This is a genomic window from Paracoccus sp. (in: a-proteobacteria), from assembly GCF_039808215.1.
GTDB lineage: Bacteria > Pseudomonadota > Alphaproteobacteria > Rhodobacterales > Rhodobacteraceae > Paracoccus.
In genome coordinates this window covers 83,831-109,820 of sequence record NZ_JBDHSP010000003.1, presented here as the reverse complement: position 1 = coordinate 109,820, position 25,990 = coordinate 83,831, and the positions used below count along the sequence as shown (strand labels likewise).

Annotated in this window: 29 protein-coding genes; 18 read left to right on the top strand and 11 right to left on the bottom strand. The window is 68.3% G+C overall.

Going from position 1 to position 25,990, the window contains the following annotated elements; all coding sequences use genetic code 11:
* Positions 1-9: 9 nt before the first annotated feature.
* Positions 10-759 carry an NAD kinase gene (locus WMK75_RS02255; protein ID WP_347266030.1) on the bottom strand — a complete coding sequence of 250 codons (750 nt, stop codon included), beginning with the start codon at positions 757-759 and terminating at the stop codon, positions 10-12.
* 149 nt (positions 760-908) lie between these two features.
* Here WMK75_RS02255 and glyA point away from each other — a divergent pair, with 149 nt between their 5' ends.
* The gene (glyA, locus tag WMK75_RS02250) at positions 909-2,192 is read left to right on the top strand and encodes a serine hydroxymethyltransferase (RefSeq protein ID WP_347266029.1); all 1,284 of its coding nucleotides are present in this window, start codon (positions 909-911) and stop codon (positions 2,190-2,192) included.
* Positions 2,193-2,210: 18 nt separating this feature from the next.
* On the opposite strand, the gene WMK75_RS02245 is transcribed toward glyA, so the two are convergent.
* Complete coding sequence (locus tag WMK75_RS02245) at positions 2,211-2,594, bottom strand: hypothetical protein (protein ID WP_347266028.1); 384 nt, start codon at positions 2,592-2,594, stop codon at positions 2,211-2,213.
* Between the two features lie 73 nt (positions 2,595-2,667).
* On the opposite strand from WMK75_RS02245, the gene WMK75_RS02240 reads away from it, so the two are divergent.
* Positions 2,668-3,432, top strand: a complete 765-nt coding sequence (locus tag WMK75_RS02240; protein WP_347266058.1) for an alpha/beta fold hydrolase — start codon at positions 2,668-2,670, stop codon at positions 3,430-3,432.
* 9 nt (positions 3,433-3,441) lie between these two features.
* Here the strand turns inward: WMK75_RS02240 and WMK75_RS02235 are convergent, their stop codons facing one another.
* A complete protein-coding gene (locus tag WMK75_RS02235; protein WP_347266027.1) occupies positions 3,442-3,747 on the bottom strand; it encodes a hypothetical protein in 306 nt (101 codons plus the stop codon).
* Positions 3,748-3,956: 209 nt separating this feature from the next.
* Between WMK75_RS02235 and WMK75_RS02230 the strand changes: the two genes are divergently transcribed.
* Together WMK75_RS02230 and aqpZ are read left to right on the top strand one after the other, a co-directional pair.
* Positions 3,957-4,148, top strand: a complete 192-nt coding sequence (locus tag WMK75_RS02230) for an entericidin A/B family lipoprotein (protein WP_347266026.1) — start codon at positions 3,957-3,959, stop codon at positions 4,146-4,148.
* A gap of 153 nt (positions 4,149-4,301) precedes the next feature.
* Entirely contained in the window at positions 4,302-4,988 is a 687-nt protein-coding gene (aqpZ, locus tag WMK75_RS02225; protein ID WP_347266025.1) for an aquaporin Z, read from the top strand.
* Between the two features lie 77 nt (positions 4,989-5,065).
* Here aqpZ and ric read toward each other — a convergent pair whose 3' ends face one another.
* The 3 genes from ric to WMK75_RS02210 are packed head-to-tail and all read right to left on the bottom strand — an operon-like array spanning position 5,066 to position 7,793.
* Entirely contained in the window at positions 5,066-5,731 is a 666-nt protein-coding gene (gene ric / locus WMK75_RS02220; protein ID WP_347266024.1) for an iron-sulfur cluster repair di-iron protein, read from the bottom strand.
* On the bottom strand, positions 5,731-6,312 hold the full coding sequence (locus tag WMK75_RS02215) for a UbiX family flavin prenyltransferase (protein WP_347266023.1): 582 nt from the start codon (positions 6,310-6,312) through the stop codon (positions 5,731-5,733). Before WMK75_RS02215 ends, ric begins: the two co-directional genes overlap by 1 nt.
* Positions 6,309-7,793: a UbiD family decarboxylase gene (locus WMK75_RS02210; RefSeq protein WP_347266022.1), complete on the bottom strand. Its 1,485-nt coding sequence runs from the start codon at positions 7,791-7,793 to the stop codon at positions 6,309-6,311. Before WMK75_RS02210 ends, WMK75_RS02215 begins: the two co-directional genes overlap by 4 nt.
* 170 nt (positions 7,794-7,963) lie before the next feature.
* Here WMK75_RS02210 and WMK75_RS02205 point away from each other — a divergent pair, with 170 nt between their 5' ends.
* The 9 genes from WMK75_RS02205 (at position 7,964) to WMK75_RS02165 (ending at position 12,862) form a co-directional block, all read left to right on the top strand.
* Complete coding sequence (locus tag WMK75_RS02205) at positions 7,964-8,452, top strand: SCP2 sterol-binding domain-containing protein (RefSeq protein WP_347266021.1); 489 nt, start codon at positions 7,964-7,966, stop codon at positions 8,450-8,452.
* Positions 8,452-9,444: a peptidase U32 family protein gene (locus tag WMK75_RS02200; RefSeq protein WP_347266057.1), complete on the top strand. Its 993-nt coding sequence runs from the start codon at positions 8,452-8,454 to the stop codon at positions 9,442-9,444. Before WMK75_RS02205 ends, WMK75_RS02200 begins: the two co-directional genes overlap by 1 nt.
* Positions 9,445-9,446: 2 nt before the next feature.
* Complete coding sequence (locus tag WMK75_RS02195) at positions 9,447-10,343, top strand: U32 family peptidase (protein WP_347266020.1); 897 nt, start codon at positions 9,447-9,449, stop codon at positions 10,341-10,343.
* A 75-nt stretch (positions 10,344-10,418) separates the two neighbouring features.
* The gene (locus WMK75_RS02190; protein WP_347266019.1) at positions 10,419-10,754 is read left to right on the top strand and encodes a hypothetical protein; all 336 of its coding nucleotides are present in this window, start codon (positions 10,419-10,421) and stop codon (positions 10,752-10,754) included.
* A gap of 18 nt (positions 10,755-10,772) precedes the next feature.
* The gene (locus WMK75_RS02185; RefSeq protein ID WP_347266018.1) at positions 10,773-11,213 is read left to right on the top strand and encodes a hypothetical protein; all 441 of its coding nucleotides are present in this window, start codon (positions 10,773-10,775) and stop codon (positions 11,211-11,213) included.
* Positions 11,214-11,261: 48 nt separating this feature from the next.
* Positions 11,262-11,471 carry a DUF2945 domain-containing protein gene (locus WMK75_RS02180; RefSeq protein WP_347266017.1) on the top strand — a complete coding sequence of 70 codons (210 nt, stop codon included), beginning with the start codon at positions 11,262-11,264 and terminating at the stop codon, positions 11,469-11,471.
* Between the two features lie 2 nt (positions 11,472-11,473).
* Positions 11,474-12,031, top strand: a complete 558-nt coding sequence (locus tag WMK75_RS02175; protein ID WP_347266016.1) for a DUF488 domain-containing protein — start codon at positions 11,474-11,476, stop codon at positions 12,029-12,031.
* A 49-nt stretch (positions 12,032-12,080) separates the two neighbouring features.
* Entirely contained in the window at positions 12,081-12,497 is a 417-nt protein-coding gene (locus WMK75_RS02170) for a DUF6484 domain-containing protein (protein WP_347266015.1), read from the top strand.
* Complete coding sequence (locus WMK75_RS02165; RefSeq protein ID WP_347266014.1) at positions 12,497-12,862, top strand: hypothetical protein; 366 nt, start codon at positions 12,497-12,499, stop codon at positions 12,860-12,862. The genes WMK75_RS02170 and WMK75_RS02165 overlap by 1 nt, the downstream gene beginning before the upstream one ends.
* On the opposite strand, the gene WMK75_RS02160 is transcribed toward WMK75_RS02165, so the two are convergent.
* Genes WMK75_RS02160 through tssH form a run of 5 tightly spaced genes read right to left on the bottom strand, consistent with a single transcriptional unit; the run spans position 12,857 to position 19,811 of the window.
* On the bottom strand, positions 12,857-13,783 hold the full coding sequence (locus WMK75_RS02160; RefSeq protein WP_347266013.1) for a hypothetical protein: 927 nt from the start codon (positions 13,781-13,783) through the stop codon (positions 12,857-12,859). The genes WMK75_RS02165 and WMK75_RS02160 overlap by 6 nt on opposite strands.
* A gap of 18 nt (positions 13,784-13,801) precedes the next feature.
* Positions 13,802-14,863 (bottom strand): DUF4150 domain-containing protein, encoded by a 1,062-nt coding sequence (locus WMK75_RS02155; RefSeq protein ID WP_347266012.1) that lies wholly within the window; start codon positions 14,861-14,863, stop codon positions 13,802-13,804.
* Positions 14,863-15,924, bottom strand: a complete 1,062-nt coding sequence (locus WMK75_RS02150) for a 3-oxoacyl-ACP synthase (protein WP_347266011.1) — start codon at positions 15,922-15,924, stop codon at positions 14,863-14,865. The genes WMK75_RS02155 and WMK75_RS02150 overlap by 1 nt, the downstream gene beginning before the upstream one ends.
* Entirely contained in the window at positions 15,921-17,015 is a 1,095-nt protein-coding gene (locus WMK75_RS02145) for a DUF2169 domain-containing protein (RefSeq protein WP_347266010.1), read from the bottom strand. Before WMK75_RS02145 ends, WMK75_RS02150 begins: the two co-directional genes overlap by 4 nt.
* A gap of 9 nt (positions 17,016-17,024) precedes the next feature.
* Positions 17,025-19,811, bottom strand: a complete 2,787-nt coding sequence (gene tssH / locus WMK75_RS02140; protein WP_347266009.1) for a type VI secretion system ATPase TssH — start codon at positions 19,809-19,811, stop codon at positions 17,025-17,027.
* A gap of 169 nt (positions 19,812-19,980) precedes the next feature.
* Between tssH and WMK75_RS02135 the strand changes: the two genes are divergently transcribed.
* The 5 genes from WMK75_RS02135 (at position 19,981) to WMK75_RS02115 (ending at position 25,990) form a co-directional block, all read left to right on the top strand.
* A complete protein-coding gene (locus WMK75_RS02135; RefSeq protein ID WP_347266008.1) occupies positions 19,981-22,071 on the top strand; it encodes a serine/threonine-protein kinase in 2,091 nt (696 codons plus the stop codon).
* A gap of 91 nt (positions 22,072-22,162) precedes the next feature.
* Positions 22,163-23,248, top strand: coding sequence for a type VI secretion system ImpA family N-terminal domain-containing protein (locus WMK75_RS02130; RefSeq protein ID WP_347266007.1), 1,086 nt, complete (start codon positions 22,163-22,165; stop codon positions 23,246-23,248).
* A 39-nt stretch (positions 23,249-23,287) separates the two neighbouring features.
* Positions 23,288-23,845, top strand: coding sequence for a type VI secretion system contractile sheath small subunit (gene tssB, locus WMK75_RS02125; RefSeq protein WP_347266006.1), 558 nt, complete (start codon positions 23,288-23,290; stop codon positions 23,843-23,845).
* 3 nt (positions 23,846-23,848) lie between these two features.
* A complete protein-coding gene (gene tssC, locus WMK75_RS02120; protein ID WP_347266005.1) occupies positions 23,849-25,360 on the top strand; it encodes a type VI secretion system contractile sheath large subunit in 1,512 nt (503 codons plus the stop codon).
* A gap of 108 nt (positions 25,361-25,468) precedes the next feature.
* Positions 25,469-25,990: a type VI secretion system tube protein Hcp gene (locus tag WMK75_RS02115; protein ID WP_347266004.1), complete on the top strand. Its 522-nt coding sequence runs from the start codon at positions 25,469-25,471 to the stop codon at positions 25,988-25,990.

The following is a 25,990-nucleotide window of genomic DNA, read 5'->3' as shown; positions in this document are numbered from 1 at the left end:
CCACTTTGCTCAAACGAATTGTTCGCGCATCAGCCGCTCTTCCAGCCCGTGGCCGGGGTCGAACAACAGCCGGTGGCGGATGGTGCTTTCCGGCCGCACTTCGACCCACAGGACCGAATCGACGGCGTGCGAATCGGCATTGGCCATCACCGGGCGTTTTTCGGGTTCCAGCACGTCGAAACGCAGCGTCACATCCTTGGGCAGGATCGCCCCGCGCCAGCGCCGCGGGCGAAAGGCCGCGATGGCGGTCAGCGCCAGCACATCGGCGCCCAGGGGCAGGATCGGGCCATTGGCGGAATAGTTGTAGGCAGTCGATCCGGCCGGCGTGCACAGCATCGCGCCGTCGCAGACCAGTTCGGCCATGCGCAACTGCCCGTTCACGCTGATCTGCAGCCGCGCCGCCTGCGGCCCGGCGCGCAGCATGCTGACCTCGTTGATCGCCAGCGCGCAATGCTCGTGCCCGTCGGCGGTGGCGGCGGTCATCGCCAGCGGGTTGGTCACCGTTTCCTCGGCGGCGGCGATGCGGCCGGGCAGGTCCTCCTCGTCATAGGCGTTCATCAGGAAGCCGATGGTGCCGCGGTTCATGCCATAGACCGGCAGGCCGCGATTCTGATGCATCACCGACAGCATCAGCCCGTCGCCGCCAAGCGCCACGATGACCTCGGCCTCGCGGATCGGGACCTGGCCATAGCGCTCGCTCAGCGCGGCGGCGGCGGTCAGGGCGGTCTCGGTGGAGGATGCGATGAAATGCAGCTTCATGGCGCCATCATGGCGCGGCGCCGCCCGGGCGCAAGCCCTCGAAAGCAAACCCCACACGCAAGCGTCGCACGCCGGCGTCGCGCATCCGTCCTAGCCCCGCCCCGGGAAAGCGGCTAGAACACGGCCAAGCCGCTTCACATGAGGATCAGATGACCGACACAGGATTCTTCACCGAGACGCTGGACAGCCGTGACCCGGCCATTTTCGGCGCCATCCGCAAGGAACTGGGCCGCCAGCGCGACGAGATCGAGCTGATCGCCTCGGAAAACATCGTCTCGCGTGCCGTGCTTGAGGCCCAGGGTTCGGTGCTGACCAACAAATATGCCGAAGGTTATCCGGGCAAGCGCTATTACGGCGGCTGCCAGTATGTCGATATCGTCGAGGAACTGGCGATCGAACGGGCGAAAAAGCTGTTCGACTGCCAGTTCGCCAACGTGCAGCCGAACTCCGGCAGCCAGATGAACCAGGCGGTGTTTCTGGCGCTGCTGCGCCCGGGCGACACCTTCATGGGGCTTGACCTGAATTCGGGCGGGCACCTGACGCATGGCTCGCCGGTGAACATGTCGGGCAAGTGGTTCAACGTCGTCAGCTACGGCGTGCGCCAGCAGGACCAGCTGCTGGACATGGAAGAGGTCCGCAAGCTGGCGCATGAGCATCGCCCGAAGCTGATCGTCGCCGGCGGCACCGCCTACAGCCGCATCTGGGACTGGGCCGAGTTCCGCAAGATCGCCGACGAGATCGGCGCCTGGCTGATGGTGGACATGGCCCATATCGCCGGCCTCGTGGCGGGCGGCCAGCATCCCTCGCCCCTGCCGCATGCCCATGTCGTCACCACCACCACGCACAAGTCGCTGCGCGGCCCGCGCGGCGGCATGGTGCTGACCAATGACGCCGAGATCGCGAAAAAGATCAATTCGGCCGTCTTCCCCGGCTTGCAGGGCGGGCCCCTGATGCATGTCATCGCCGCCAAGGCCGTGGCCTTCGGCGAGGCGCTGCGCCCCGACTTCGCCGAATATGCCGCGCAGGTGGTCCGCAATGCCCGCGCCATGGCGGACGAGCTGATGAAGGGCGGCATCGACGTGGTCTCGGGCGGCACCGACAACCACCTGTGCCTCGCGGACCTGCGCCCCAAGGGCGTGACCGGCAAGGCGACCGAGGCCGCGCTGGGCCGCGCCCATATCACCTGCAACAAGAACGGCGTGCCCTTCGACCCGGAAAAACCCTTCGTCACCTCGGGCATCCGTCTGGGCAGCCCGGCCGGCACCACCCGCGGCTTTGGCGAGGAGGAATTCCGCCAGATCGCCCGCTGGATCGTGCAGGTCGTGGACGGGCTTGCCGCCCATGGCGAGGATGGCAATGCCGAGGTCGAATCCCGCGTCAAGGCCGAGGTCGCGGCGCTCTGCGCCCGCTTCCCGCTCTACAAGGACCTCTAGTCGCGCGGCGGCGCGGGTTCAGATCAGCCCGCGCCGCAGCATGATCCAGACCGCGGCCGCGCCCAGCACCAAAAGCCCCAGCACCACACTCGACAGCACCCCCAGCGCGCAGCCGCGCAGCCGCGCGCCTTGTCCCAGCGGCCGCAGATAGGCGGTCAGCGCCTTGTGGGCATGGTCAAACCGGATGAAATCCACCTGTCGCGCCAGCTTCGGCTGTCCCGCCATGCGTTCGGCCTGCAACATGAACCGCGCCTCGCGCCGCAACCGCCGCGGCAGCGCCGCGCCACGCCGGCGCAGCATGCCCTCAAGTTCGGCGCGATGGCCGCGACGCAGCCGGCCGAAACGCGCGGCCATCAGGCTGGCCACTTCCTCGGCCATCGGCCGGATGTCCTCGATCGCCATTCCCGCGTCCCCTTTCTGCCGCAGGCTAATGCCTCTGGCGCCGCCGCGCCAGTAAGGTTAGCCTGCCGCCATGATGCTGAACCTGACCCAAAGCGGAGTGGATTCGGACCTGCCCCCGGTGCTTCTGGCGCATGGGCTGTTCGGATCGGGCAAGAACCTTGGCGGCCTTGCACGGCGGCTGGCCGAGACGCGGCGCGTGATCTCGGTGGACATGCGCAACCATGGCGACAGCCCGCACAGCCCCGAGCACGGCTATCCGGCCCTGGCGGACGATCTGGCCGAGGTGATCGCCGCCCATGGCGGGCAGGCGGATGTGCTGGGCCATTCCATGGGCGGCAAGGCGGCGATGATGCTGGCCCTGGCCCGGCCGGCGATGGTGCGGCGGCTGGTGGTCATGGACATCGCCCCCTTCGCCTATGGCCACAACCAGACCGCGCTGATCGACGCCATGGAATCTCTGGACCTGGCCGGGCTGCGCCTGCGCTCGGCGGCGGACCGCCAGCTTGCCGAACAGATCCCCGAGCCGGGCGTGCGCGCCTTCCTGCTGCAGTCGCTCGACCTGAAATCCGATCCGGCGCAATGGAAGTTCAACCTGGCGGCGCTGCGGGCGCAGATGCCGCAGGTGGTGGGCTGGTCCGAGGCGCCGCAGGGCAGTTTTTCCGGGCCGGTGCTGGCGCTGGCGGGCGAGGCGTCGGATTATTGCGGCCCGGCGCAGGTCGCGGCGTTGCGGGCACATTTCCCGCAGGCCGAGATCCGCACCGTGCCGGGTGCCGGCCATTGGCTGCATGCCGACCGTCCGGCCGAGGTGGCGCAGATGGTGGCGGATTTCCTCGGCTGAAGGCGCGGCTCAGGGCGGGCAATGCAGGCTCAGCCGCGCCTCGCCGGTGTCGCCGGGGATCTTGCTGCGCAGGCTGCCGGGAATGACGGCGCAGCCGGTGGTCTGTTCCGCCGCCCGCACCATCAGTTCCGGCACCGGGGCGCGCGCCCGCCGCGACAGATAGCCAAGCCGGATCACCTCGGCATCCGTGCCGTCCCGGAAGACGGCAAAGCGGATGCCGTCCAGTTCGATGTCATGGCGCTGCGCGCCGAAGAATTCCGGCGCGGGCGAGGCGCAGCCGGCCAGAATCAAGGTCAGAAGCAGAATCACACGCATGGCCCCAGAACTGGCACAAGACCGTTAAGCAAGTGTTGACGCGCCCCCGCCCCGGGCTGGCACAAGGGCTTGACGGCGCAGGCGTCACTCGCCTTAGGTGGTTTGCCGCCGATGCGGTCCGGCCGGCATCGAAATCGCGATTCCGTGACGGGTGCAGCGCGGCCGAGCAAGATAAAATGCCCCAGTGGACAGTGACAGAAGGAAATAAAATGCGTCGCCTCATCTCCTTGACCCCCCTGCTGGCCGTCCTGGCCATCTCTGCCTGTGAGACGATCCAGGGTGCAGGGCGCGACATGCAGTCGGCCGGCCAGATCCTGACCGAACAGGGCTACAATACCCAGACGCAACTGGGACAGACCCCGGCGGCGCCGCCACCCGCCTCCACCACGACGCCGTTCTGAGGCAACTCCGTGGCCGGCCGGCAACGCAGGCGGCCAGGCCCCCGGATCGCCGCAACATACGGCTTGTCCGCGCGGCAGCGCCCAGGATAGCTGGGCCCGGCCCGCGCCGACAGGCATTGCGCGGGCTGTATGCGGGTTTGAAAGGCTTACTCAATGCAAAAGAAACTCTTGGCCGAGACCATCGGAACCTTCTGGCTGGTCTTCGGCGGTTGCGGCAGCGCGGTGCTTGCGGCCGGCTTTCCTGATCTGGGCATCGGCTTCTTGGGTGTGGCGCTGGCCTTCGGCCTGACCGTGCTGACCATGGCCTATGCGGTCGGCGGCATCTCGGGCGGACATTTCAACCCGGCGGTCACCCTGGGCATGGCCGCGGCAGGACGCTTTCCGGTCGCCAATGTGATCCCCTATGTCATCGTGCAGGTGATCGGCGCTATTCTTGGCGCGGCGGTGCTTTACGCCATCGCCTCGGGCAAGGCCGGCTGGGAGATGGGCGGCTTTGCCGCCAACGGCTTTGGCGAGCATTCCCCCGGCGGCTATTCCATGCGCTCGGCGCTGATCATCGAGACGGTGATGACCGGGGCGTTCATCTTCATCATCCTGGGCACGACGCATGGCCGCGCGCCGGTGGGATTTGCCCCGATCGCCATCGGCCTGGCGCTGACGCTGATCCATCTGGTGACGATCCCGGTGACCAACACCTCGGTCAACCCGGCGCGCTCGACCAGCCAGGCGCTGTTCGTCGGCGGCTGGGCCATGGGCCAGCTCTGGCTGTTCTGGCTGGCGCCGCTGCTGGGTGGCGCGCTCGGTGGATTGCTGTGGAAGGCCGTGGGCGAAAAGGACTGACCCCGGCAACAAGATGACCCCGCGCCAAGTGACGCGGGGTCGTGGCGCGGGGTCGTTTCGCGGGGACCCGGACGGCCTCAGGCGGCCTCGAAGCGCGGGAACAGCACGTCGTTTTCCAGCGCGATATGCGCGGTCAGGTCGTCGGCGAACTTGCGCAGACCGGTGTAAAGCGCGGTCCAGCTGCGGCAGGCGCCGACTGGCAGTTCCAGGTTGCGCGTGACTGCCATGACCTGCGTCATCAGCGCGTCGGTTTCCTCATGCTCGCCGCGCATGGCGGCGATCGGGTGCACGATCATCGGGTTGCCGCCGGCGCGCATCATCGGAAACAGCACCTGTTCTTCCTTGCTCATGTGGCTGTCCAGCTCGTTGGCCAGCGCCACCAGCGCCGCGGTCAGGCCCTCGGGGGCCTCCTCATGGTCGCCGTGCACGGTCTCGACCTTCTGGGACAGCGGGATCAGCCATTCCAGCTCCTCGCGGTGCACCTCGTGAAAACGCGCAAGGATGTGGTCGATCAGCGCCTCGGTTCCGGAGGGCGGGATATTGGTGCTGCGTGCGACCAGCGCCTGCAGTTCGGCCATCAGCGGCGCGGGATCAACGCCGTTATGCGCCGCGGCGGTGGCGATGCTTTCATTGCCGCCGCAGCAAAAGCCGATGCCGGCGCGGCGGAACACCTCGGTCGAGCCGGGCAGAATGTCGGTGACGGCGCCGACCGGGGTTTCAAGAGTGATTTCAAGGGTGGTCATCAGGCGTTTCCTTGTGCTTCGGGATTCCAGGCCCGCGCCAAAGGCGGGGCAAAGCGCAGCAGATCGACGGCGCGGGCGGCGATCTGGGCGGTGATCTCGGCGGTCGTTTCGGGCCGCAGATAGAAGGCCGGCACCGGCGGCAGCAGGATGGCGCCCATTTCCGTGGCCGCGGTCATATTGCGCAGATGCGCCAGCGTCATCGGCGCCTCACGCGCCAGCAGCACCAGCGGCCGGCGCTCTTTCAACTGAACGCCGGCGACGCGGATCAGCAGGTTGTCGTCCAGCCCCTGCGCGATGGCGGCAAGGCTGCGCATGGAACAGGGCGCGACGATCATGCCCGCGACAGGACAGGACCCCGAGGCGATGGCCGCGCCCAGATCGCCGATCGCATGCAACCGCGTCGCCAGGGCGCAGATCTCGGCATGCGCGCCGGGGCCGATCTCCAGTTCCAGCGTGCGCTCGGCCATGGGCGACAGCACCAGGTCCAGTTCGGCCCCTGCCGCGCGCAAGGCGCGCGCGCAATCCAGCGCCAGCGCCGCCCCCGAGGCGCCGGATACGCCCAGGATCACGCGCGCGCTCATTTCAGCACGCCTTGCAGGATCTCGGCGGCGCGCGCCTCATGCGCGGGGTCCAGCGCCATCAGCTTGCCCCATTCGCGCCCGGTCTCGGCGCCGATCTTGGTGGTGGCGTCGATGCCCAGCTTGCCGGCCAGCCCCTCGAGCGGGCTGGCGAAATCCAGATAGTCCATCGGCGTCGAGGCCACCTGCATCAGGTCGCGCGACGGGTCCATGCGAGTCGAGATCGCCCACAGAACGTCGTCCCAGTTGCGCGCGTCGATGTCATCATCCACGACCACGATCAGCTTGGTATAGCTGAACTGCGGCAGCATCCCCCACAGCGCCATCATCACGCGCCGCGCCTGCCCCGGATAACGCTTGGCGATGCGGACCACCGCCACGCGGTATGAGCAGGCCGCCGGCGGCAGGTGCAGGTCGATCACCTCGGGGATCTGGGCACGGATCACCGGCAGGGCCAGATCGTTGAACACCTCGCCGATGACCGAGGGCTCATCCGGCGGGCGGCCGGTGATCGTGGACAGATACAGCGGGTCGCGGCGGCAGGTGATGCGGGAAACGCGCATGACCGGGAAAGGCTCGGCCGAGTTGTAGTAACCCGTATGGTCGCCGAAGGGCCCTTCCAGCGCGGTCTCGCCCGGATGCACCCAGCCCTCGATCACGATCTCGGCGCGGGCGGGCACCATCAGCGGCACGGTCATCGCCGGCACGATCTCGGTGCGCGCGCCGCGCGGCACGCCGGAAAAGGTCAGTTCGGACACGGTCTCCGGCAAGGGCAGCGCCGCCGACAGCAGCATCGCCGGATCGCAGCCCAGCGCGATGGCGACCGGCATCGGCTCACCGACGCGCGCCCATGTCCGGGCGTGGGCCGCGCCGCCGCGATGCGCCAGCCAGCGCAGGATCAGCCGGTCCGGCCCGATCACCTGCGCGCGATAGACACCAAGGTTATAGCGCGTCACGTCCTCGGCTGCGGTGCCATGCGGGCGCGTCAGCACCAGGGGCCAGGTGATCAGCGGCCCGGCATCGCCCGGCCAGGGTGTCTGCACCGGCAGCGATTCGAGGCTGGGCAGCTGTTCCTCTTGCACCGGGCCGCGGCGCAGCACCTTCGGGCGGGTGGCCAGCGCGGCGCGCAGCATCGGCCAGCGCGACAGCGCGTCGCGCATGCCCTCGACCGGGGCGGGGGCGCGCAGACCGGCGAGGAACTCGCCGAAATCCGCCACCCCCTCTGGCAAGAGGCCCAGGCCCGCCGCGACGCGGCCGGGCGTGCCGAACAGGTTGGCGACCACCGGCATGCCGGCGCGGGCACCCGTGGCGCCGGTCGCATGGTCAAAACGCAGCGCCGGGCCGCCGGCACGCAGTGCAGCCAGTTGCACCGCGGTCATTTCCTGCGCCAGGGCCACCGGTGCGGCGACGCGCGCCAGATCGCCACGCGCCGCGCACCAGTCCAGGAAGGCTCGCAGGTCGGGAAAGGCGGGAAGCTGGCGCATGGGTTTTCCGGTCAGGTTTTCCCGCCTCGTATCAGCGGTATCAGTGCCGTTGATTGACGGATGTCAAACAGCGCCCGGCTTCTTTGGTCTAACACCGGACCATGACGCATGTTCCCTTTCCCCTTCCGCGGCTTCGGCTGCCCGTTCCGCCCCCGCTGCCGGGGCGGGACATGCTGCTGGCGCCGATCTCGGCCATACTGGCCCGGCTGATGCGATCCAGCATCGACCGGCATCCTTCGGTGTTGCAGCGCATGGGGCCGGCGGCCTCGGCCCGCTTCTTGATCGACGTGACCGACGCACCCATGGTTTTGCTGCTGGAGCCGGCCGAGGGCCGGGTCCGCGCGCATTTCCGCGACCGCCCGCCCGCGCATGACGCGACGATCCACGGCCGCCTGTCCGCCTTTCTGGCCATGCTGCATGGCGAGGTGGACGGGGACGCGCTGTTTTTCTCGGGCGAGCTGACCATCGACGGCGACACCGGCGCGGTGCTGGCGCTGCGCAATGCGCTCGATGACGCGGAACTGGACCTGACCGAGGAACTGGCCAGCCTGTCGGCGCGCGCCGCGCCGATGGTGCGCCGGCTGGCCGCCCTGGCCGAGCGCCAGACCGGGCTGTCGCTGTCGCGCAAGGCATTTCCGGGACATGAGGATCTGGCATGATGGAACTGGTCTGCCCGGCGGGCACCCCCGCCGCCCTGCGCGCCGCGGTCGAGGCGGGCGCGCATACCGTCTATTGCGGCTTTGCCGATGAAACCAACGCCCGCAACTTTCCTGGCCTGAACTTCAGCCGCGAGGAAATGGCCGAGGCGATCGGTTTCGCCAGGGCCCGCGGGTCAAAGGTGCTGGTGGCGATCAACACCTTTCCGCGCGCCGGCGACCAAGTGATCTGGCACCGCGCCATCGCCGACGCCGCGCGCTGCGGCGCCCATGCGGTGATTTTGGCCGACATCGGCCTGCTGGCGCACGCCGCCGAATATCACCCGGAACTGCGCCGGCATCTGTCGGTGCAGGCAGCGGCGGCCAATCCTGACGCGATCAACTTCTATGCCACGGCCTTTGGCGTGCGCCGCGTGGTGCTGCCGCGCGTGCTGACGGTGCAGGAAATCGCCGCCATCAACCGCGAGATCGACGTGGAGACCGAGGTCTTCGTCTTTGGCGGGCTGTGCGTCATGGCCGAGGGGCGCTGCTCGCTGTCCTCATATGCGACCGGGCTTTCACCCAACATGAACGGCGTCTGCTCTCCGGCCAGCCATGTCGATTACGCCGACACCGGCGCGGCGCAAGAGGCACGGCTTGGCGGCTTCCTGATCCACCGCACGCCCAAGGGCGCGCCGGTGCCATACCCGACGCTCTGCAAAGGCTGCTTCACCTCTCCGGATGGCAAGGGCGACAGCCAGACCGGGCATATCTTTGAGGACCCGGTCAGCCTTGACGCCACCGAACTGATCCCGGCCTTGCACAAGGCCGGCGTCACCGCGCTGAAGATCGAGGGGCGCCAGCGCTCGCGCGCCTATGTCGCGCAGGTGGTGCGCGCCTTTCGCGCCGCGGTAGAGGCCGCCGACAGGGGCGCGCCGATGCCCGCGAACCTGCTGGCGAAACTGACCGAGGGCCAGGCTGCCACCACCGGCGCCTATGCCAAGACCTGGAGATGAGCATGGATCTGACAATCGGCCCCAACGCCTTTTTCTGGTCCGCCGAGGCCGTGCGCGGCTTTTACGCGGGGCTGGCGCAGGCGCCGGTGGCGCGGGTGGTGATCGGGGAATGGGTTTGTTCCAAACGCCTGCCCTTCTGGCAGCACGAGATCCCCGCCGCCGTCGAGGCGCTGACCGCCGCCGGCAAGGATGTCGCGATCACCACGCTGGCGCTGATCACCTTGAAACGCGAGCGCCGCCAGACCGCAGAACTGCTGGACATGGGCCTGCCGGTCGAGGTGAACGACCTTTCCGCCCTGAACCTGGTGCCTGCGGACACGCCCTTCTGGGTCGGGCCGATGGTGAACGTCTACAACGAAGGCACGCTCGAATGGCTGGCGGGCCGCGGTGCCACCCGCGTCTGCCTGCCGCCGGAACTGCCGCTGGAATCCATCGCCACCCTGGCCGCCGCCGGCCGCGCCGCCGGCGTCGCGGTCGAGGTCTGGGGCCATGGCCGCGCGCCGCTGGCGATCTCGGGGCGCTGCTATCACGCGCGGCTGCACGACCGCGCCAAGGACAGCTGCCAGTTCGTCTGCGGCGAGGACCCGGACGGGCGCGACGTGGACACGCTGGACGGCCAGCCCTTCCTGACGGTGAACGGCGTGCAGACGCTGGGCCGCGCCGTCACCACCGCCGCGGGTCAGGTGGCCGATCTGCGCGCCGCCGGCGTCGACGCGCTGCGCCTGTCGCCGCATGTCGGCGATTTCACCGGCGTGGCCCGCGCCTGGGCGGCGGAACTTGAACGCGCCGCCCCCACCGGCGGGCTGCTGGCGGAACTGGCGCGGCTGATGCCGGGCGCCAGCTTCTGCGACGGTTTCGTGGCCGGAAAGCCCGGCGCCGCCATGGCCCGCCCGGCCTGAGGCCCTGATCACGGGCGCGGGCGGCCGCCGCCCGCGCGACAGCGGGGCCGCGGCCCCGAGCCAAGCGAGGTGGCGATGCCCATCGACGATCTGCGTCAGGCACTGCTTGCCCAGGCCCGGACCGGCGCGCCGGTCAGCTATCGGGCGCTGGCCGCGCAGTTGCGGCTGGCGCCGCCGCAGACCATCCAGCGCCTGACCGCGGCGCTCGAGGCGCTGATGGCCGAGGATGCCGCCGCCGGCCGGCCGCTCTTGGCCGCGCTTTGCGTCAGCCGCCTTCCCACCGACCTGCCCGGCCGCGGCTTTTTCCTGACCGCGCAGGCGCTGGGACTTTTTGCGGGTGAGCCCGACACGCCGGCGGCGCGCGAGTTCCATGCCGCCGAGCTGCGCCGCGTGCTGGATTACTATACCTGACCGGAAAGGAATGCCGCCATGGGCCAGTTCCTGCTGCTTGTCCTGCATCTGTTCGCCGCCATCATGTTCGTGGGCACGGTGTTCTTCGAGGTGCTGATCCTCGAAGGCGTCCGCCGCGACGTGTCGCATGAGGCCATGCGCGCCGTCGAATCGGCCATCGGCCGGCGCGCGCGCCGCATCATGCCCTTCGTCATCGCAGCGCTTTACGGCGCAGGCATTGCCATGGCCTGGGGCTATCGCGACCTGCTGCGCCATCCTTTCGACAGCAGTTTTGCCACGCTGCTTTCGCTCAAGATCCTGCTCGCGCTCAGCGTGCTGGCGCATTTCGTCAGCGCGGTGACGCTGGGGGCGCGCGGCAGGTTGCGCGCGCGCCATGTCAGGCGCATCCACATCAGCGTCTTTTGCCATGTTCTGCTGATCGTCTTTCTGGCCAAGGCGATGTTTTACCTGTCCTGGTGACGGGAACGGCGCGGCGTCCCGGGCGTTTCCCCTGACAGGAGGGGCATGATGAGCGAATTTTCCCTGGGCGATCACGTCAGCTGGAATTCCGAGGCCGGCCGGGTCAGCGGCCACGTCATCCACATCCATCGCGCGGATTTCGACTGGAAAGGCCACCGCCACCACGCCAGCCCCGACGCCCCGCAATATGAGATCCGCAGCGACCGGAGCGACCATATCGCCGCCCACAAGGGCAGCGCGCTGACCCGCATCGGCTAGGCGTGGGCGAATTCGTCACCATCGGCCATTCCAGCCGCGACATCGGGGAATTCCTCGCCATGCTCGGCGCAGCGGGCGTCGGATTGGTCGCCGACGTGCGCCGCTTTCCGCATTCGCGCAGCCATCCGGTCTTCGACGGCGCGCGCCTGCGTGACGAACTGGCCCGCGCCGGCATCGGCTATCGCCACCTGCCTGCCCTGGGCGGGCGGCGCGGCCAGCAGGCCGACATGGATCCGGGGCTGAACGCCTATTGGCACGTGCAGGCGTTTCACAATTACGCCGATTACGCGCTGGGTCCCGATTTCGCCGCCGGCTTTGCGGAACTGCTGGCGCTTGGCTACGAGCAGCGCGTGGCGCTGATGTGCGCCGAGGCCGTCTGGTGGCGCTGCCATCGCCGCATCATCGCCGACCACCTGCTGCTTTCGGGCCATGCGGTCACGCATCTGCTGGCGCCCGGCCACAGCGAGCCGGCGCAGCCCACGCCGGGCGCCCGCATGGCTGCGGCAGGCAAGGTGATCTATCCCGCGACCGCAGGGAACAGCGCGCGGGAATCCCGGTGAAAACCCCCGGCGCGCGTGCTATCATCGCCGGGCAGCGAAAGGCGCGGGCATGATCGGCACGGATCTTCAGAGCGGCGTGGTCATCGGCATGCTGATGGGGCTTGAGGACGGCCGGCCTCTGGTGGTGTTTCCCGGCAACCCCTCGGCCCAGGCACTGCCGGCGCGCGCGCTGGTGCGTTTCACCCCCGCCGACATCGGCGCGGAACTGGCGATCCTCTTTGAGGACGGCGACCCCGCCCGGCCTCTGGTCATCGGCCGCATCATCGGCGCGATCCCCGCCGCCCCGGTGGCGGTCGCCGACGGAGAGCCGCTGCGCATCAGCGCCGCACAGCGGCTGGAGCTGCGCTGCGGCAAGGCCTCGATCGTGATGGAGGCCGACGGCCACATCACCATCCGCGGCAGCTATCTGGTCAGCCACGCCTCGGCCGCGAACCGCATCCGCGGCGGCTCGATCAACCTGAACTGATGTATCCCCCCGCCCCCGCCCTGCCCGAGATCCTGCGCCAGCACGCCGAACAGGCGGCGTTTCTGTGGACGATCTATGACCGCGCGCTGCTGTTCCCGGATGAAAACCCGGAACTCGACGCGCTGCGCCTTGCCCGGCTGCTGGAACGGCTCGAGGCGCATCTGGACGGGCTGCGCATCGCCGGCCCCGACGGGCTGGCCGTGGCCGAGGCGCGCTTTGCCGAATACCCCGAGGCCGGGGAATTGTTCGTGATCCGCATGTTACAGCCGGGCACCGAGGGGCTGCGGGTGGCGGGGCTGGATCTGGCCCGCGTCAGGGGGTATCTGGCGGCAAGCTTGCCGCCAGATACTAACCAAAAATCATAGCGGCTCGAAATCAAGCGGCACACGTTCGACAAGCTTTTCAATGTTATTATTCAGTTGTAAATTGATCCAATCCGCACCATCGTAAATATAAACGGAATATCCAGCGTTGACCGTCAGGAGGCCATTGGAAACATTCATATTGAATGCGTATCCGGTTTCAAATTTTGGATGAAACTCGCCTCCATCCCTTGTATACATTCCAAACTCATCATCTCCCCAATACTCTACACCTCCGAACTCCACGACAGAGTAAAAATCAGATTGCGCCCCTTGAGCGCGCCGCAACTCATCGCCGCTGACGATCAGACCCACGCCCGCAGTGCAAGCTAACAGAACCTCGCTGTTCGCCTTGATGGTAAGCGCCCGAATAGCTTCATCGCCACCAAGATCCACACGCGAGAAGCTTTCACCATTGCCCGCGAGGAACGTGCCCAACTCTCCTGCGGCAAAGCCAATCCCGGATTGTGGAAACACCATCGCGTTCAACATCCGGTCAGTGCGCGTTAGAATCCGACGATAGATTCCATTCTGAAAATGATAAGCTTCACCATTTTCACCGAACACGACAACAGATTCACGATCATATCTTGCCATATTGGGCAGATAGGCATCGGATACGAACATGTGAAAAGTCATCTCCCCATTGCGGATTTGATGGATATATCCACCACTAGCCAGGATGAAGTGCAAGTCAGGTGTTTCGGCATGATAGGCAAGTGACCCGCTGTCAAATTCGTGCAAGATCGCGTAGCTGATCGGATCGGTCGAAAGATCGACGCGCAACAGAACCGAAGCTTCGATAGCTTCGTCGTCGCTGCGCGCATTGACAAGCAGGAAAACTGCGTCCTTCGAAAAACAGAAGGCATTGGTGATATCGCATTCACCGTCTTCGGTCGCAAGAACTTCAGGAAGATATTCCACGGGCATTCTCCGTCTGATCTAACAGCCATGACATTTCTGGGATTTCTTGGCCTTGCAGATGCCTTTCATGCAAATTGGCTTGGCGCGCGCATCATCCACCTTCTTCTGCGCTTCCTCCTTTGTGTCGCCCTCTTTGACTCCTGCAAGATAGGCCAAATTGATTAGCTTGAGGCATTCACTGATCTGCTCGCGCTCTTTCTGGGTTTTCTTCGAACTGTCAGTCTTGGGATGAAACTCTACAGTCGCGTCTGCACCTACATCGGTGAATGCCCCTACCGTCGGCGGTACGCAGGCTTTCTGACATGAAATCGAGCCGGTTTTTTTTGACTTGCATCCGGCACGGCCCTTGTTGAGCAAGTCCTCGACCTTCTTCGTCTTTTTGTCGTGCGGCATATCTTTCTTTGATCGTTCGCCCTTTTTCTTTTTTACCCGCTTGGCCTCCATACAAATGCACGGCGCGGCATCTTCATCGTAGTTCGGCCATTTTTTCTTGCACGCAACCCCTCCTGAACGATCCGCCATAAAGCCGGCTGCTTGCGCGGTATGTTCTGATTCCTTGCCGGTTTTCGTATAGTCACAGGGACTTTTGTTATGCGGGTGACCCTGCAGTTCGATATAGATTGCCTTGCAATCACCACCTGCCGTATTCAATTTTGCAATCTCTACCCAAGGCGGATCGTTCCCCCCCGGCGAGGCGTGGTTATGCGTCGCCAGATCGGAAAACCGGATCACCGGCTCGCCGTCGAATTTCACGTCGCCGGACCAGGAGTTGAAATATTTCTTCCCGGTGTTCTTCGAAGTGATGAGGCCCTTTTTCGCCGCGCAGCCCGCCTCGGTGCCCGAGGTCTTGGACACATCGGACTTGTTCTTGATGTTCACGGTCTTGCCGCCGATGAACACGGTGCCGGTGCCGTTTTCCGTGTCGGACGCCATGCCGAAGCTCGGATAGGGCACTGGCACGCCGGGCGGCGTCGCGGGGTTTTCGGGGGGCGTGAAACAGGTGTCGGGGAAGGCCGCGATGGTTTTCGCGTCCACCGCCTTGCCGCTGATCTCCAGCCCGTTGGCGAAAACTCCGCCCATCAGCGCGCCCCCGCCGCGAAGCGATCCTCGACCGAAAGGCGGCGCGCCGGCCCGCGCGCCTCGTGCAGCACCGCCGCGCCACAGGCACCGTCGTCGCCCGAGGCCTCTACCAGCACCGGCGAGCCCGGCGCATAGCCCTTTTGCGCCGCGGCCAGCGCCATGCCCAGCATCACCGGCACCACGGCCGCGCCGATATTGCCCAGGCTCTCGGCCGGGCTTTGCAGGTCCTGGAATTCCTTGCGCCCGCGTTCCAGCCGCAGCGTGGTCAGCGCCGCCTGACGGAAGAAATGCTGCTCTCCGGGCAGGTCCGAGATGCGGTATTCCACATGCGCCAGATCGCATTCCGCCTGCGCCAGCGCCGCGCGATAGGCGGCGACCATGCCGTCGCCGCGCAAGGGCAGATCGCTGCCATCCTCGGCCTTGCCATTGCCCAGATACGCCGCCTCTCGCGCCAGGCCCAGCCCGGTCAGGCGCAAGCCGCCGCCCTGCCCCAGCAGCACCGCCGCCGCCGCCTCGCCGGGGATGAAGCCGTCGGGATTGCCGGGCTCCAGCAGCCGCGCGAGGCCGGCGTAATGCGCAAGCGCCGGCCCGGTCAGATAGCTGTCGAGGCCCAGGACGATCACCTGCCCGGCCTCGCCCGAGGCGATCATGCGCCGCGCCCGCTCCAGCGCCACGAAGCCCGAGGGCCGGCCATGCGCCACCACATGCGCGCGCCGTTCCGGCAGGCCAAGGATGGCGGCCAGCATGCGCAGCAGCGCCGGCGGGTCTGTGACCGGGCGGCCGGGGCGCGTCTCTTCGGCCAGGCACAGGATCAGGGCGGCATCGCGGGCCCCGGGGTGCTGGCGCAGGATGTCGGCCAGGGCGCCGGCGGCCAGATGCGCCATGCGGCGTTGGCCGATCCAGTTTCGCGGCAAGGGCACCGCCGCGCCGATGCGCCAGCCGCCCGAGGCGACAAAGCGCGTTTCGGCAAAGCCGTCCAGCCGCGCGCGCATGGCGGCGGCAGAGGATGCCCAGTCCAGCCCCACCGCCGTCACCATGCCCGCGGCCAGAACCCCAATCATGGCCCCTCCCCCTCGTCCACCACGGCGGGCAGGCGCAGATAGCCGCGGCCCTCGGCCTCGGCGCGCAGCATGGCGGCGGTCGGCGGCCCGACCCAGGCGCGGGAAAATTCGGCCAAGGTGCGGCGCACGGGGACCGAAACGCGCCAGACCAGCATCAGCACCCGCGCCTCGGCGTCGATCAAGAGCGTGTCGGGCGTGGGCTGACCCTCGACGCAAGGCTCCGCGCCGCGCCAGATGCGGATGGGCAGGCGCGTGTCGGGCAGGCGGAACGCCTCGCGCCCGCGCGGGGTCAGGTTGACCAGCACCAGCGGCGAAAAGGGCGGCAGGCTGGCGATCTGCTGGTCGGGCGGCGCCATCTGGAAATAGCGCTCGTCGAAATCGGCGGGCAGAAAGGGGGCGACATTGTCCAGCCAGTGCTGGTCATAGGTGCCGCCGTTAGGCAGGCGCTGCGGCCAGCCGCGCCCGTAGGGGCCCAGCGCCATCGGGCGATAATGGCCATAGGGCGAGGTCACCTCCTCGCCCACGGCCTCGGTATTCGGGAGCGCAAGGCCAGCCGGAGTGCCGCCGGTGGCCGTGGCAAAGCCCAGCCCCACGGGGTTTTCCGCATAGACCGGCACCTCGGGGCCGGGCGGGCGGCTGCGGTCCGGGCCACCAAAGGCAGTGTCATAGGAAAACGGCATGCGCGTAAAGGGATAGGGCCGGGTCGCCGTCACCCTGGGGCCCAGTGTGCGCCATTCGCGCTGGCCCACCACGTCGAACTGCTTGGACCAGCGGCCAAGCGCGAGACCCACGCGCAGCCGCTCGACCGGGCGGGCGCCGGGGGCGTGGGCGGCGCCGTTCAGCACCACGTCGCAGAAGGGCTTGCGAAAGGCGAAATCGCTTTCCCACAGCGGCGCGGAAAACCCCGGCGCACCGGTGTATTCATCGGCCATGACCAGCGGACGCTGTTCGGCCAGGGGCCGGGGCGGGTCGGTCTCGCGCTCGGGAAAGGAAAAGCTCGCCTTCACCGTCAGGGTCATGAACACGCGCCCGGCCACGTCCATGCCGCTGCCCATCTGGTGCGGAAAGCCGGTCTGGTTCAGCACCTCCATCGCCCGGCCTCATTCGATGCGATAGGCAAAGCCGTCCGCGCCGCCGGTCACGGTGACGCGGCTGAAGCTGCGCCCCTCAAGCCGGGCGTCCAGCACCCGGCGGCTGAGTTCGGGCAGCAGCGAGCCGGTCAGGATGGCGTCGATCATGCGCCCGCCGGATTCGACTTCGATGCAGCGGGCGCGGATCTGCTCCATGACGCCCTCACCGATCACCAGTTCCGCCCCCTGCGCCGCGCGCATGCGGCGGGTGATGCTGCGCAATTTCAGCCCGGCGATGGCCTCGATCATCGCATCCGACAGCGGCAGATAGGGGATGGCGACCAGCCGCCCCAGCAGCGCCGGCGGAAACACCCGCAGCAGCGGCGCGCGCAGGGCCGCGGTCAGATCCTCAAGCTCCGCGTGGCCGCGCCCCTCGTCGGTCAGGGCCATGATCTCGTCGGTGCCGACATTCGAGGTGAGCAGGATCAGCGTGTTGCGAAAGTCGATGCGCCGGCCCTCGCTGTCGTCCATCATCCCCTTGTCAAAGACCTGAAAAAAGATCTCGTGCACGTCGGGATGGGCCTTTTCCACCTCGTCCAGAAGCACGATGGAATAGGGGCGGCGGCGCACCGCCTCGGTCAGGACGCCCCCCTTGCCGTAACCCACATAGCCCGGCGGCGCGCCTTTGAGCGTCGAGACGGTATGCGCCTCCTGAAACTCGCTCATGTTGATCGAGATCAGGTTCTGCTCGCCGCCGTAAAGCGCATCGGCCAGGGCCAGCGCGGTTTCGGTCTTGCCCACGCCCGAGGGGCCGCAGAGCATGAACACCCCCACCGGCTTTTCCGGCGCGCCCAGCCCGGCCATGCCGGTCTGGATGCGGGCGGCGATGGCCTGCATGGCATGGTCCTGGCCCACGACGCGCTCGGCCAGGGTGGCGGCGAGGCCCAGCGCGCGCTCGGTCTGGCTGGCCAGCATCCGCCCCAGGGGTATGCCGGTCCAGTCCTGCACCACCGCGCCCACCGCCAGCCGCTCGACCGAGGGCAGGATCAAGGGCCGCTCGCCCTGCCTTTGCGCCAGTTCCGCCATCTTGTCGCGCAGCTCCGCAAGGCGCTGCGCGGGATCGGCGGGCAAGGTGTCGGCGGGCGCAGCATCACCGGCAGCCGCCGCATCGGCCGCAGCCGCGGCGGTCACGGGCGTATCAGGATCGGGCGTATCGCTGGCGGGGGTCGCCTCGGCGCCGGGTTCCGCCTCGGCCTCTGCGGGCGGGCGCACCTCGCCGCGCAACTCTGCCCGCAACGCCAGGATGTCGCCGACCAGCGCCTTTTCCGCCTCCCAGCGCGCCAGCGCGTCGCCGCGTTCGGTCTCGGTGGCGGTGCGGGCGGCGTCGTTCAGGGCCTGACGCTCGGCGGTGTCGATGCCGATGGCGCTCTCGCGGGCGATGATGCCGGCCTCGATCTCCAGCGCCTGCAGGCGGCGTTCCAGGTCCTCAAGCTCGGCCGGGGTGGCGTGCTGGCTGACCGCGACGCGGGCGCAGGCGGTGTCGAGCAGGCTGATCGCCTTGTCGGGCAGCTGCCGCGTGGGGATATAGCGGTGCGACAGCGCCACCGCGGCGCCGATCGCCTCGTCGAGGATCTCGACGCGGTGGTGGCGCTCCAGCACGCCCGCGATGCCGCGCAGCATCTGCACCGCCACCGCCTCGGCCGGCTCCTCGACCTTGACCACCTGAAAGCGCCGGGTCAGCGCCGCGTCCTTTTCGATATGCTGCTTGTATTCGCCCCAGGTGGTGGCGGCGATGGTGCGCAATTCCCCGCGCGCCAGCGCCGGTTTCAGCAGGTTGGCGGCGTCGCCCGTGCCGGCCGTGCCGCCGGCGCCGATCAGGGTATGGGCCTCGTCGATGAACAGGATCACCGGGCGCGGCGCGGATTGCACCTCGTCGATGACCGCCTTCAGGCGCTTCTCGAATTCGCCCTTGACGCTGGCGCCGGCCTGCATGGCGCCGATGTCCAAAAGCCACAGCTCGACCGCAGCCAGTTGCGGCGGCACGTCGCCGCGGGCCAGCCGCTGGGCGAAACCCTCGACCACCGCGGTCTTGCCGACCCCGGCCTCGCCGGTCAGGATCGGATTGTTCTGGCGCCGGCGCATCAGGATGTCGATGATCTGGCGGATCTCGGCGTCGCGCCCGACCACCGGATCCAGCTTGCCGGCACGGGCGCGCTCGGTCAGGTTGCTGGCGTATTTCGCCAGCGCGCCCTCGGGCGGGCGACCCGGACCCGCGGGCGCGGCGGCGGGCGCGGCCTCGTTCTCAAGCGATCCGGCCAGGATCGCGGGCAGGTCGGGGGCCATGCTTTCGGGCCGGATGCGGTCGAATTCGGGGCTGATGCGCAGCAAGAGCCCCTCCAGAACCGGCGTCTTGAGACAGGCGATCAGGATGTCGCCCGAGCGCACCTGCTCGCCCCGGCGTTCCAGCGAGGCCAGGGCCCAGCCCTCCTGGATGGCGTGAAAGATGTGGTCGGAAAACTCCTCGACCGAACCGGCGCCGCGCGGCAAGGCGTCCAGCGCCCGCGCCAGATCCCCCTCAAGCCGCGCCCCGTCCACCCCCGCCGATTGCGCGATCAGGTCGAAATCCAGCCCCGGCGTCGCGGCCAGCGCCGCGATGAAATGCACCAGTTCCACATAGGGATTGCCGCGGGTCTTGGCATTCTGCGCGGCTTCGGAAAATGCGCGCAGGCAGGCGGGGTCCAGCCGCGCCACCAGTTCCTTGCGCTTGACGGTCTCCCTGGATCCGCGAGGGCTTGGGCGGGGCGTCACGGTCGTCATCCTGGCCATCCTTGAAAGGGGGCAAAAGAATCGGCGCGTTGAAACAGGCTTGCGTCAGGCAGGCTCCGGGGGAAAACTGGCCCGCGGAAAGTGTATTGCAAAACCGCGGTTTTCGGAACCCATTTCGCAGGGGCCGGGCAATGGGCGCAACACGACTTGGGGTGGCGGGGTGATCGCCGGTCTGCCCGGCGACATCTTTCGCACGGGCCAGGTGCTGAACAACACCTGGACCATCGAGGGCGTGCTGGGCCGCGGCGGCACCGGCGAGGTCTATTGCGCGAAAAGCCAGATCACCGGCCGCGTGGTGGCGATCAAGGCGCTGGCGGCGCAGTTTTCCGGCGATGCGGGCTATCTGGAACTGATGCGCCGCGAGGAGGCGATGCGCGACATCCTGCATGAGGCGGTGGTGCGCTACAGCGAATGCTCGCGCTCGGCCGAGGGGCATGTCTTTCTGGTCATGGACTATATCGACGGCCCGGCGCTGTCCGAGGTGATGGCGGCGCGCCGGCTGGCGCCGCGCGAACTCATGGTGCTGGCGCATCGCCTGGCCGGGGGGCTGGCCGCGGCGCACGCCCGCGGCGTGGTGCATCGCGACATCTCTCCCGACAACGTGATCCTGCGCGGCGGCGCGGTCGAGGGCGCGGTGCTGATCGATTTCGGCATCGCCAAGGACACGGCGCCCGGCGCCCATACCGTGGTCGGCAACCAGTTCGCCGGCAAATACGAATATGCCGCCCCCGAGCAGTTCGAGGGCCGCGCCCTGCCGGCGAGCGACCTTTATGCGCTGGGGGCGACTCTGGCGGCGGCGGCGCGCGGTGCCGTGCCCTATGCCGGCGCCACCCCCGCCGAGATGATGCGCCGCAAGACCGAGCCGCTGGACCTGACCGGCCTGCCCGAGCCCCTGGCCGGGCTGATCGCCTGGCTTTGCGCGCCGGCGCTGGCGCAGCGCGCGCCCTCGGCCACGGCGCTGCTGGCGCGGCTCGACGCGCTGCTGAAAGGGCCGTCCCCCGCAGCCGCGCGCCGCCAGGTCCCGCCCGGCAAGCCGGCCGCGACCGGCCGGCTGTGGCTGGCCGGCCTGGCGCTGCTGCTGGCGCTGGCCGCCAGCGGGTTCCTGCTGTGGCAATGGCTGGCCCAGCCGCCGCTGCCGCTGGTCGAGCCCTGGCGATTGCAGGCGCAATCCGGGCCGGATGCGCAGCTCTCCGGACAGGCGCCGGACCCGGCCAGTGCCGCCGCCATCGCCGCGGCCTTTGCCGCCGCCAGCGGCAGCCCCGCGCCACCGGGCGCGCTGGTGCCGGCCCGCGGCATGCCCGGCCCCGGCTGGGCCGAGGCCATGGCGCGGCTGTTTCCGCTGCTGGATGGGCTGACGGGCTGGCAGGTCGATGTCTCGGGGCTGGCGGTGACGATCACGGGCGCCGCCGCCTCGGCGGCCGAACGCGACGCCATCTCCGCCCGGCTGCGCGACTGGGCGCAACCGGCGGGGCTGGTGCCCGATCTGCGCCTGACCGCGCCACCATCACTGACCCCCGACCGCATTGCGCCGGTGCTGGCCAGCCACGCCAGCTGCGGGCCGCTGACCAGCGACATTCCTGCGGCCGGGCTTGCCCCCGGCGCCGGCGTGGCGGTCAGCGGCGCCCTGCCCGACGCCGCCGCCGGCGCCGCGTTGACCGAGGCGCTGCGCCCGCTGCTGGACGGGCACGAGCTGCGCCTTGCAACCGAGGTGCTGACTCCGGACCTGTGCCGGATCATCGCGGTGCTGGCCGATCTGCCCGCCGGTGGGCTCAGCATCCGCCTGTCCGAGGCCAGCCGCCCCGAACCCAGCCTGACCGGCATCTATCGCCCCGGCGACAACCCGGTGGCCGATGCGCTGATCCCGCTGCCACTGGCCGACGCGCCCGGGGCCGAGCTTTGGGTCGCGGTGCAGGCCGATGGCCGGGTCTATGCGCTGCGCCCCAACAAGGACGATCCCGAGACCCTGCTTTCGGGCATCGGCCGCGACGATGGCGCGCTGCGCATGGTGCGGCTTTTGTGGCCCTCGGACGCGCCCGGCGTCGGCCAGGGCCGCATCGCCTTCCGGGTGAACGACCGCGATTTCGGCAAGGCGGGGATATTTGCCCTGGTCAGCCGCGGGCCGCTGTTTCCCGACCGCCGGCCGGGCGACGAGTCCCCGACCTCCTTCGCCGAGGCGTTGGCCGCGCGGCTGGCCGCCGATCCCGGCCTGGTCCTTGCGAACGGCTGGCGCATCATGGACCTGCGGCCCTGAATGCAGGAATTCATTGCAAGAAAAGCGGTGTCGTGCGACAATTTCCACGTTTCGAGACGTGCATATTGCTGCCTTTCACGAGGTTCCCGCCATGTTTCTCGCGCCCATGTCCGTGCCGGATTCCGCCGGGCTGGATCTTCGCAACGACATGAGATTCCTCGCGCTCGAAAGGGCGCTCGAGGGGGCATCCCGCAGCCTGCGCGCCGAGCAGGTCGAGAAGGGCAATACCGGCGACGTGGCCCTGGACTGGGCCCGGCTTCTGGATGAGGCCGACGCCCTGGCCCAGACCGGCCGCGACCTGCGGCTCTTGGTCTGCGCCACGCGCATCATGGCCAACCAGCGCGGCCCCGAAGGGCTGGCCGAGGGGCTGGCGCTGCTGGCCGAGGCGATCGAGACGCATTGGGAACGCCTGCACCCGGAACTGCGCGACGGCGCCACCCCGCGCGATCGCGCGTTGCGCCGCATCAACGCGCTTTATCAGATCGAGAATGCCGATGCCGGCATCCTGGGCGACCTGGAATTCAACACCGTGCTGACGCCGCGCGGCCTGCCCGCGGTCTCGGGCGGGGATCTGGCGGCGGGCTCGGTGACGCCGGGGATGCTGGCGGCCGAGGTCTCGGCCGGGCTGTCCGCCGCCGAGCAGGCGGCGCGCATGGCCCGGCACGAGACGCGGGTGGCGCGGGTGCTGACCGCCTGCCGCGCCAGCCGCGATCTGGAGGCGGACAGGGTCGCGGCACTGGCGCAGGGTCTTGCCGCCGCCCTTGCGGCGCTTGAGCGGCTGGAGGCGGCACTGGTCGCGCAGCTTGGCGGCGAAACCCCGGTGCGCTTTGCCGATCTGCGCCGCATGCTGGAACGCATGGCAGCGACCCTGGCCAGCACCGGCGCGCAACTGGCCGCGGCTGCCGCCGCCGTGGCCGGCGACAGCGCAACGCCGGTCGCGACCGGGGCCTCGGGCCTGCCGGCGCGGCTGGCCTCGCGCCACGAGGTCGAGGCTTGCCTCGATCTGGTCATCGAATTCTACGAAAGGAACGAACCCGCCTCGCCGCTGCCGCATCTGGCGCGGCGGATGAAGAAGATGGTGCCGATGAACTTCCTGCAACTGATGGAAGAGATCGCACCCGGGGGCATGAAGGAATTCCGCAATGTCGCCGGCGTGGCCGAGGAGAAGCCACGCTGACGGCCCGACAGAGGCACCGCGATCAGGGAGAGGCCCGACATGAGCGAGAGCAAGGCCAAGGTCATCGAAAGAAACCGCGCCCCAAGGGTGCAGATTGCCTATGATGTCGAACATTACGGCAGCCCGACCACGATCGAGCTGCCCTTCGTCATGGGGGTGATGGCGGATCTGGCCGGCAAGTCCGCCTCGCGCGAGGCCACCAAGACCCCGGCCGAACGCGCCTTCGTCGAGGTGGACGCCGGCCGTTTTCCCGCCTTCATGGAGGCGCTGTCGCCGCGCGTCACCGCCCGCGTGCCCAACCGCCTGCCCGGCAAGGAGGGCGGCGAACCGGCCGACGAGGAAATGTTCGTCGACCTGAGCTTTCACAACATGGGCGATTTCGCCCCCGACCGCATCGCCACGCAGATCCCGGAACTGGCGGAACTGCTGAAGATGCGCCGCAAGCTTGAGGAGCTGCTCAGCTACATGGACGGCAAGGCCAGCGCCGAAAAGCGCATCGCCCAGCTTCTGAACGACGAGCCGCTGCTGGCGCGGGTGGCCGAACAGGCGGTGACCGAGGGCGCGGGCGCGCCCGACGGCGACAAGGCGGAGGGCTGAGCCATGGCCGAACAGGAACAGAAGGCCGCCCAGGCCGAGGCCCAGGCCGAGGCCATCGACCTCGACGAATTCGGCGCGCTGCTGGACAAGGATTTCCGCGTCAAGGAGGACGACAGCGCCCGGCTGCGCGAACTGGTGGCGAACCTCGCCCTGGCCGCGCGCGAACGCGCCGGCAGCGCCACGATCTCGGGCAATGCCGTGCGCTCGATCAAGTCGCTGATCGCCGGCATCGACCAGCTGTTGACCCAGCAGATGAACGAGGTGCTGCACGCCCCCGAGGTGCGCCAGATGGAGGGCACCTGGCGGGGGTTGCACTATCTGGTGAACAACACCGAAACCGACACCATGCTGAAGATCCGGGTGCTGAACATCACCAAGGACGAACTGGCCGACCAGCTCGAGGATTTCGAGGGCCAGATGTGGGACCAGTCGCCGATTTTCCGCAAGCTTTACACCGAGGAATATTCCAGCTTCGGCGGCGCGCCCTTCGGCTCGGTGATCGGCGCCTATGAATTCAGCCACCATCCGCGCGACGTGGGGCTCTTGCGCAATATCTCGGGGATCTGCGCCTCGGCGCATGCGCCCTTCATCGCCGCTGCCTCGCCCAGGCTGTTTCGCATGGACAGCTGGCAGGAACTGCCCAACCCACAGGACCTGAAGATGGTCACCTCCTCGCCGGACTATGCCTCGTGGCAGAGCCTGCGCGAAAGCGAGGATGCGCGCTATATCGGCCTGACGCTGCCACGCGTGCTGGCGCGGCTGCCCTACGGCCCCGACACCATCCCGGTGAAGGGTTTCGACTTCCGCGAAGAGATCGACGGCAAGCACGATCGCTATGTCTGGATGAACGCCGCATTCCCGATGGGCGTGAACATCAACCGCAGCCACAAGCTTTACGGCTGGGGCAGCCAGATCCGCGGCGTGGAATCGGGCGGGGCGGTCACCAACCTGCCGGTGCATACCTTCCCCAGCGACGACGGTTCGGTGGTGATGAAATGCCCGACCGAGATCGCCATCGACGACCGGCGCGAACACGAGCTGGCCAAGCTTGGCCTGATGCCGATCCTGCACCGCAAGAACACCGACATCGCCGCATTCCTCGGCGCGCAGACGCTGCAGGACTGCGAGACCCGCGCCGGGCGGCTGGTCGATCCCGACGCGCAGGCCAATGAACGGCTGTCGGCGAACCTGCCCTATCTGCTGCCGGTCTGCCGTTTCGCGCATTACCTCAAGGCGATCGCGCGCGACAAGATCGGCACGTTCAAGGAACGCGCCGACATGGAGAAATGGCTGTCGGAATGGATCAACCGCTATGTGCTGGCCAATACCGCCATGGCCGATGACCGGGCCAAGGCCAAGCGGCCGCTGGCCATGGCCGAGGTCAGGGTGGACAGCGTCGAGGGCCGGCCCGGCTATTACGCCGCGCGCTTCTATCTGCGGCCGCATTACCAGCTGGAGGGGATCAACGCGAGCCTGCGGCTGGTGTCCGAATTGCCCTCGGTGAAGGGCGTCTGACGCGCGCCCATGGCCTGCGGCCCCCGGGCCGCGGGCAAGGCATCCGGGACCTGCCCGCGCAGGGCGCAAGGGTCCTAAGGCAAACAATCATTTGAAAGGACAAGGAAAATGCCCGTATCACCTCTTGAACCACTGTCCTTCACATTTACCGGCTATCTGAAGGTCGAGGGGGTCGATGGCGAATCCCAGCGCGCCGACCACGAGGGCGAGATCGACTGTTTCGGCGTCCGCTTCCAGGCGCAGCAGATGTCCTCGGCCGCGATCGGATCGGGGCGCACCCGCGGCCGGGCGACGCTCTCGGATTTCACCTTCAACAAATGGCTGGACGCGGCCTCGCCCCATCTGATGCTGGCCTGCGCCAAGGGCACGTCCTTCCCCGAGATCGTCTTTACCGCCCGCAAGGATTCCGGCGACGCCTATCTGGATTACCTGATCATCACGCTGAAGAAATGCATCGTCTCGGGCTACAAGATGGCGACCAGCACCAGCGAGGGCGGCTCGCTCGACATGGTGGCCGAGGAGGTCTCGATCTCCTACGAGCATGTGACCTTCAAATATGTCGTGCAGGCCGACGACCATTCGGCCGGCGCCGAGCATGAGGTCGAATACGATCTGATGGCCGCCAAATAG

Bases quoted from the DNA above. Each gene is read 5' to 3' on its own strand.
- WMK75_RS02185 (WP_347266018.1), top strand. From the start codon at position 10,773: ATGGGCCAGTTCCTGCTGCTTGTCCTGCATCTGTTCGCCGCCATCATG.
- tssH (WP_347266009.1), bottom strand. From the start codon at position 19,811: ATGACGACCGTGACGCCCCGCCCAAGCCCTCGCGGATCCAGGGAGACC.
- tssC (WP_347266005.1), top strand. From the start codon at position 23,849: ATGGCCGAACAGGAACAGAAGGCCGCCCAGGCCGAGGCCCAGGCCGAG.
- WMK75_RS02235 (WP_347266027.1), bottom strand. From the start codon at position 3,747: ATGCGTGTGATTCTGCTTCTGACCTTGATTCTGGCCGGCTGCGCCTCG.
- WMK75_RS02255 (WP_347266030.1), bottom strand. From the start codon at position 759: ATGAAGCTGCATTTCATCGCATCCTCCACCGAGACCGCCCTGACCGCC.
- WMK75_RS02145 (WP_347266010.1), bottom strand. From the start codon at position 17,015: ATGGAGGTGCTGAACCAGACCGGCTTTCCGCACCAGATGGGCAGCGGC.
- WMK75_RS02245 (WP_347266028.1), bottom strand. From the start codon at position 2,594: ATGGCGATCGAGGACATCCGGCCGATGGCCGAGGAAGTGGCCAGCCTG.
- WMK75_RS02195 (WP_347266020.1), top strand. From the start codon at position 9,447: ATGGATCTGACAATCGGCCCCAACGCCTTTTTCTGGTCCGCCGAGGCC.
- ric (WP_347266024.1), bottom strand. From the start codon at position 5,731: ATGACCACCCTTGAAATCACTCTTGAAACCCCGGTCGGCGCCGTCACC.
- WMK75_RS02180 (WP_347266017.1), top strand. From the start codon at position 11,262: ATGAGCGAATTTTCCCTGGGCGATCACGTCAGCTGGAATTCCGAGGCC.
- WMK75_RS02215 (WP_347266023.1), bottom strand. From the start codon at position 6,312: ATGAGCGCGCGCGTGATCCTGGGCGTATCCGGCGCCTCGGGGGCGGCG.
- WMK75_RS02210 (WP_347266022.1), bottom strand. From the start codon at position 7,793: ATGCGCCAGCTTCCCGCCTTTCCCGACCTGCGAGCCTTCCTGGACTGG.
- tssB (WP_347266006.1), top strand. From the start codon at position 23,288: ATGAGCGAGAGCAAGGCCAAGGTCATCGAAAGAAACCGCGCCCCAAGG.
- aqpZ (WP_347266025.1), top strand. From the start codon at position 4,302: ATGCAAAAGAAACTCTTGGCCGAGACCATCGGAACCTTCTGGCTGGTC.
- WMK75_RS02165 (WP_347266014.1), top strand. From the start codon at position 12,497: ATGTATCCCCCCGCCCCCGCCCTGCCCGAGATCCTGCGCCAGCACGCC.
- WMK75_RS02190 (WP_347266019.1), top strand. From the start codon at position 10,419: ATGCCCATCGACGATCTGCGTCAGGCACTGCTTGCCCAGGCCCGGACC.
- WMK75_RS02205 (WP_347266021.1), top strand. From the start codon at position 7,964: ATGCTGCTGGCGCCGATCTCGGCCATACTGGCCCGGCTGATGCGATCC.
- WMK75_RS02155 (WP_347266012.1), bottom strand. From the start codon at position 14,863: ATGGGCGGAGTTTTCGCCAACGGGCTGGAGATCAGCGGCAAGGCGGTG.
- WMK75_RS02150 (WP_347266011.1), bottom strand. From the start codon at position 15,924: ATGATTGGGGTTCTGGCCGCGGGCATGGTGACGGCGGTGGGGCTGGAC.
- WMK75_RS02230 (WP_347266026.1), top strand. From the start codon at position 3,957: ATGCGTCGCCTCATCTCCTTGACCCCCCTGCTGGCCGTCCTGGCCATC.
- WMK75_RS02130 (WP_347266007.1), top strand. From the start codon at position 22,163: ATGTTTCTCGCGCCCATGTCCGTGCCGGATTCCGCCGGGCTGGATCTT.
- WMK75_RS02115 (WP_347266004.1), top strand. From the start codon at position 25,469: ATGCCCGTATCACCTCTTGAACCACTGTCCTTCACATTTACCGGCTAT.
- glyA (WP_347266029.1), top strand. From the start codon at position 909: ATGACCGACACAGGATTCTTCACCGAGACGCTGGACAGCCGTGACCCG.
- WMK75_RS02240 (WP_347266058.1), top strand. From the start codon at position 2,668: ATGCTGAACCTGACCCAAAGCGGAGTGGATTCGGACCTGCCCCCGGTG.
- WMK75_RS02200 (WP_347266057.1), top strand. From the start codon at position 8,452: ATGGAACTGGTCTGCCCGGCGGGCACCCCCGCCGCCCTGCGCGCCGCG.
- WMK75_RS02170 (WP_347266015.1), top strand. From the start codon at position 12,081: ATGATCGGCACGGATCTTCAGAGCGGCGTGGTCATCGGCATGCTGATG.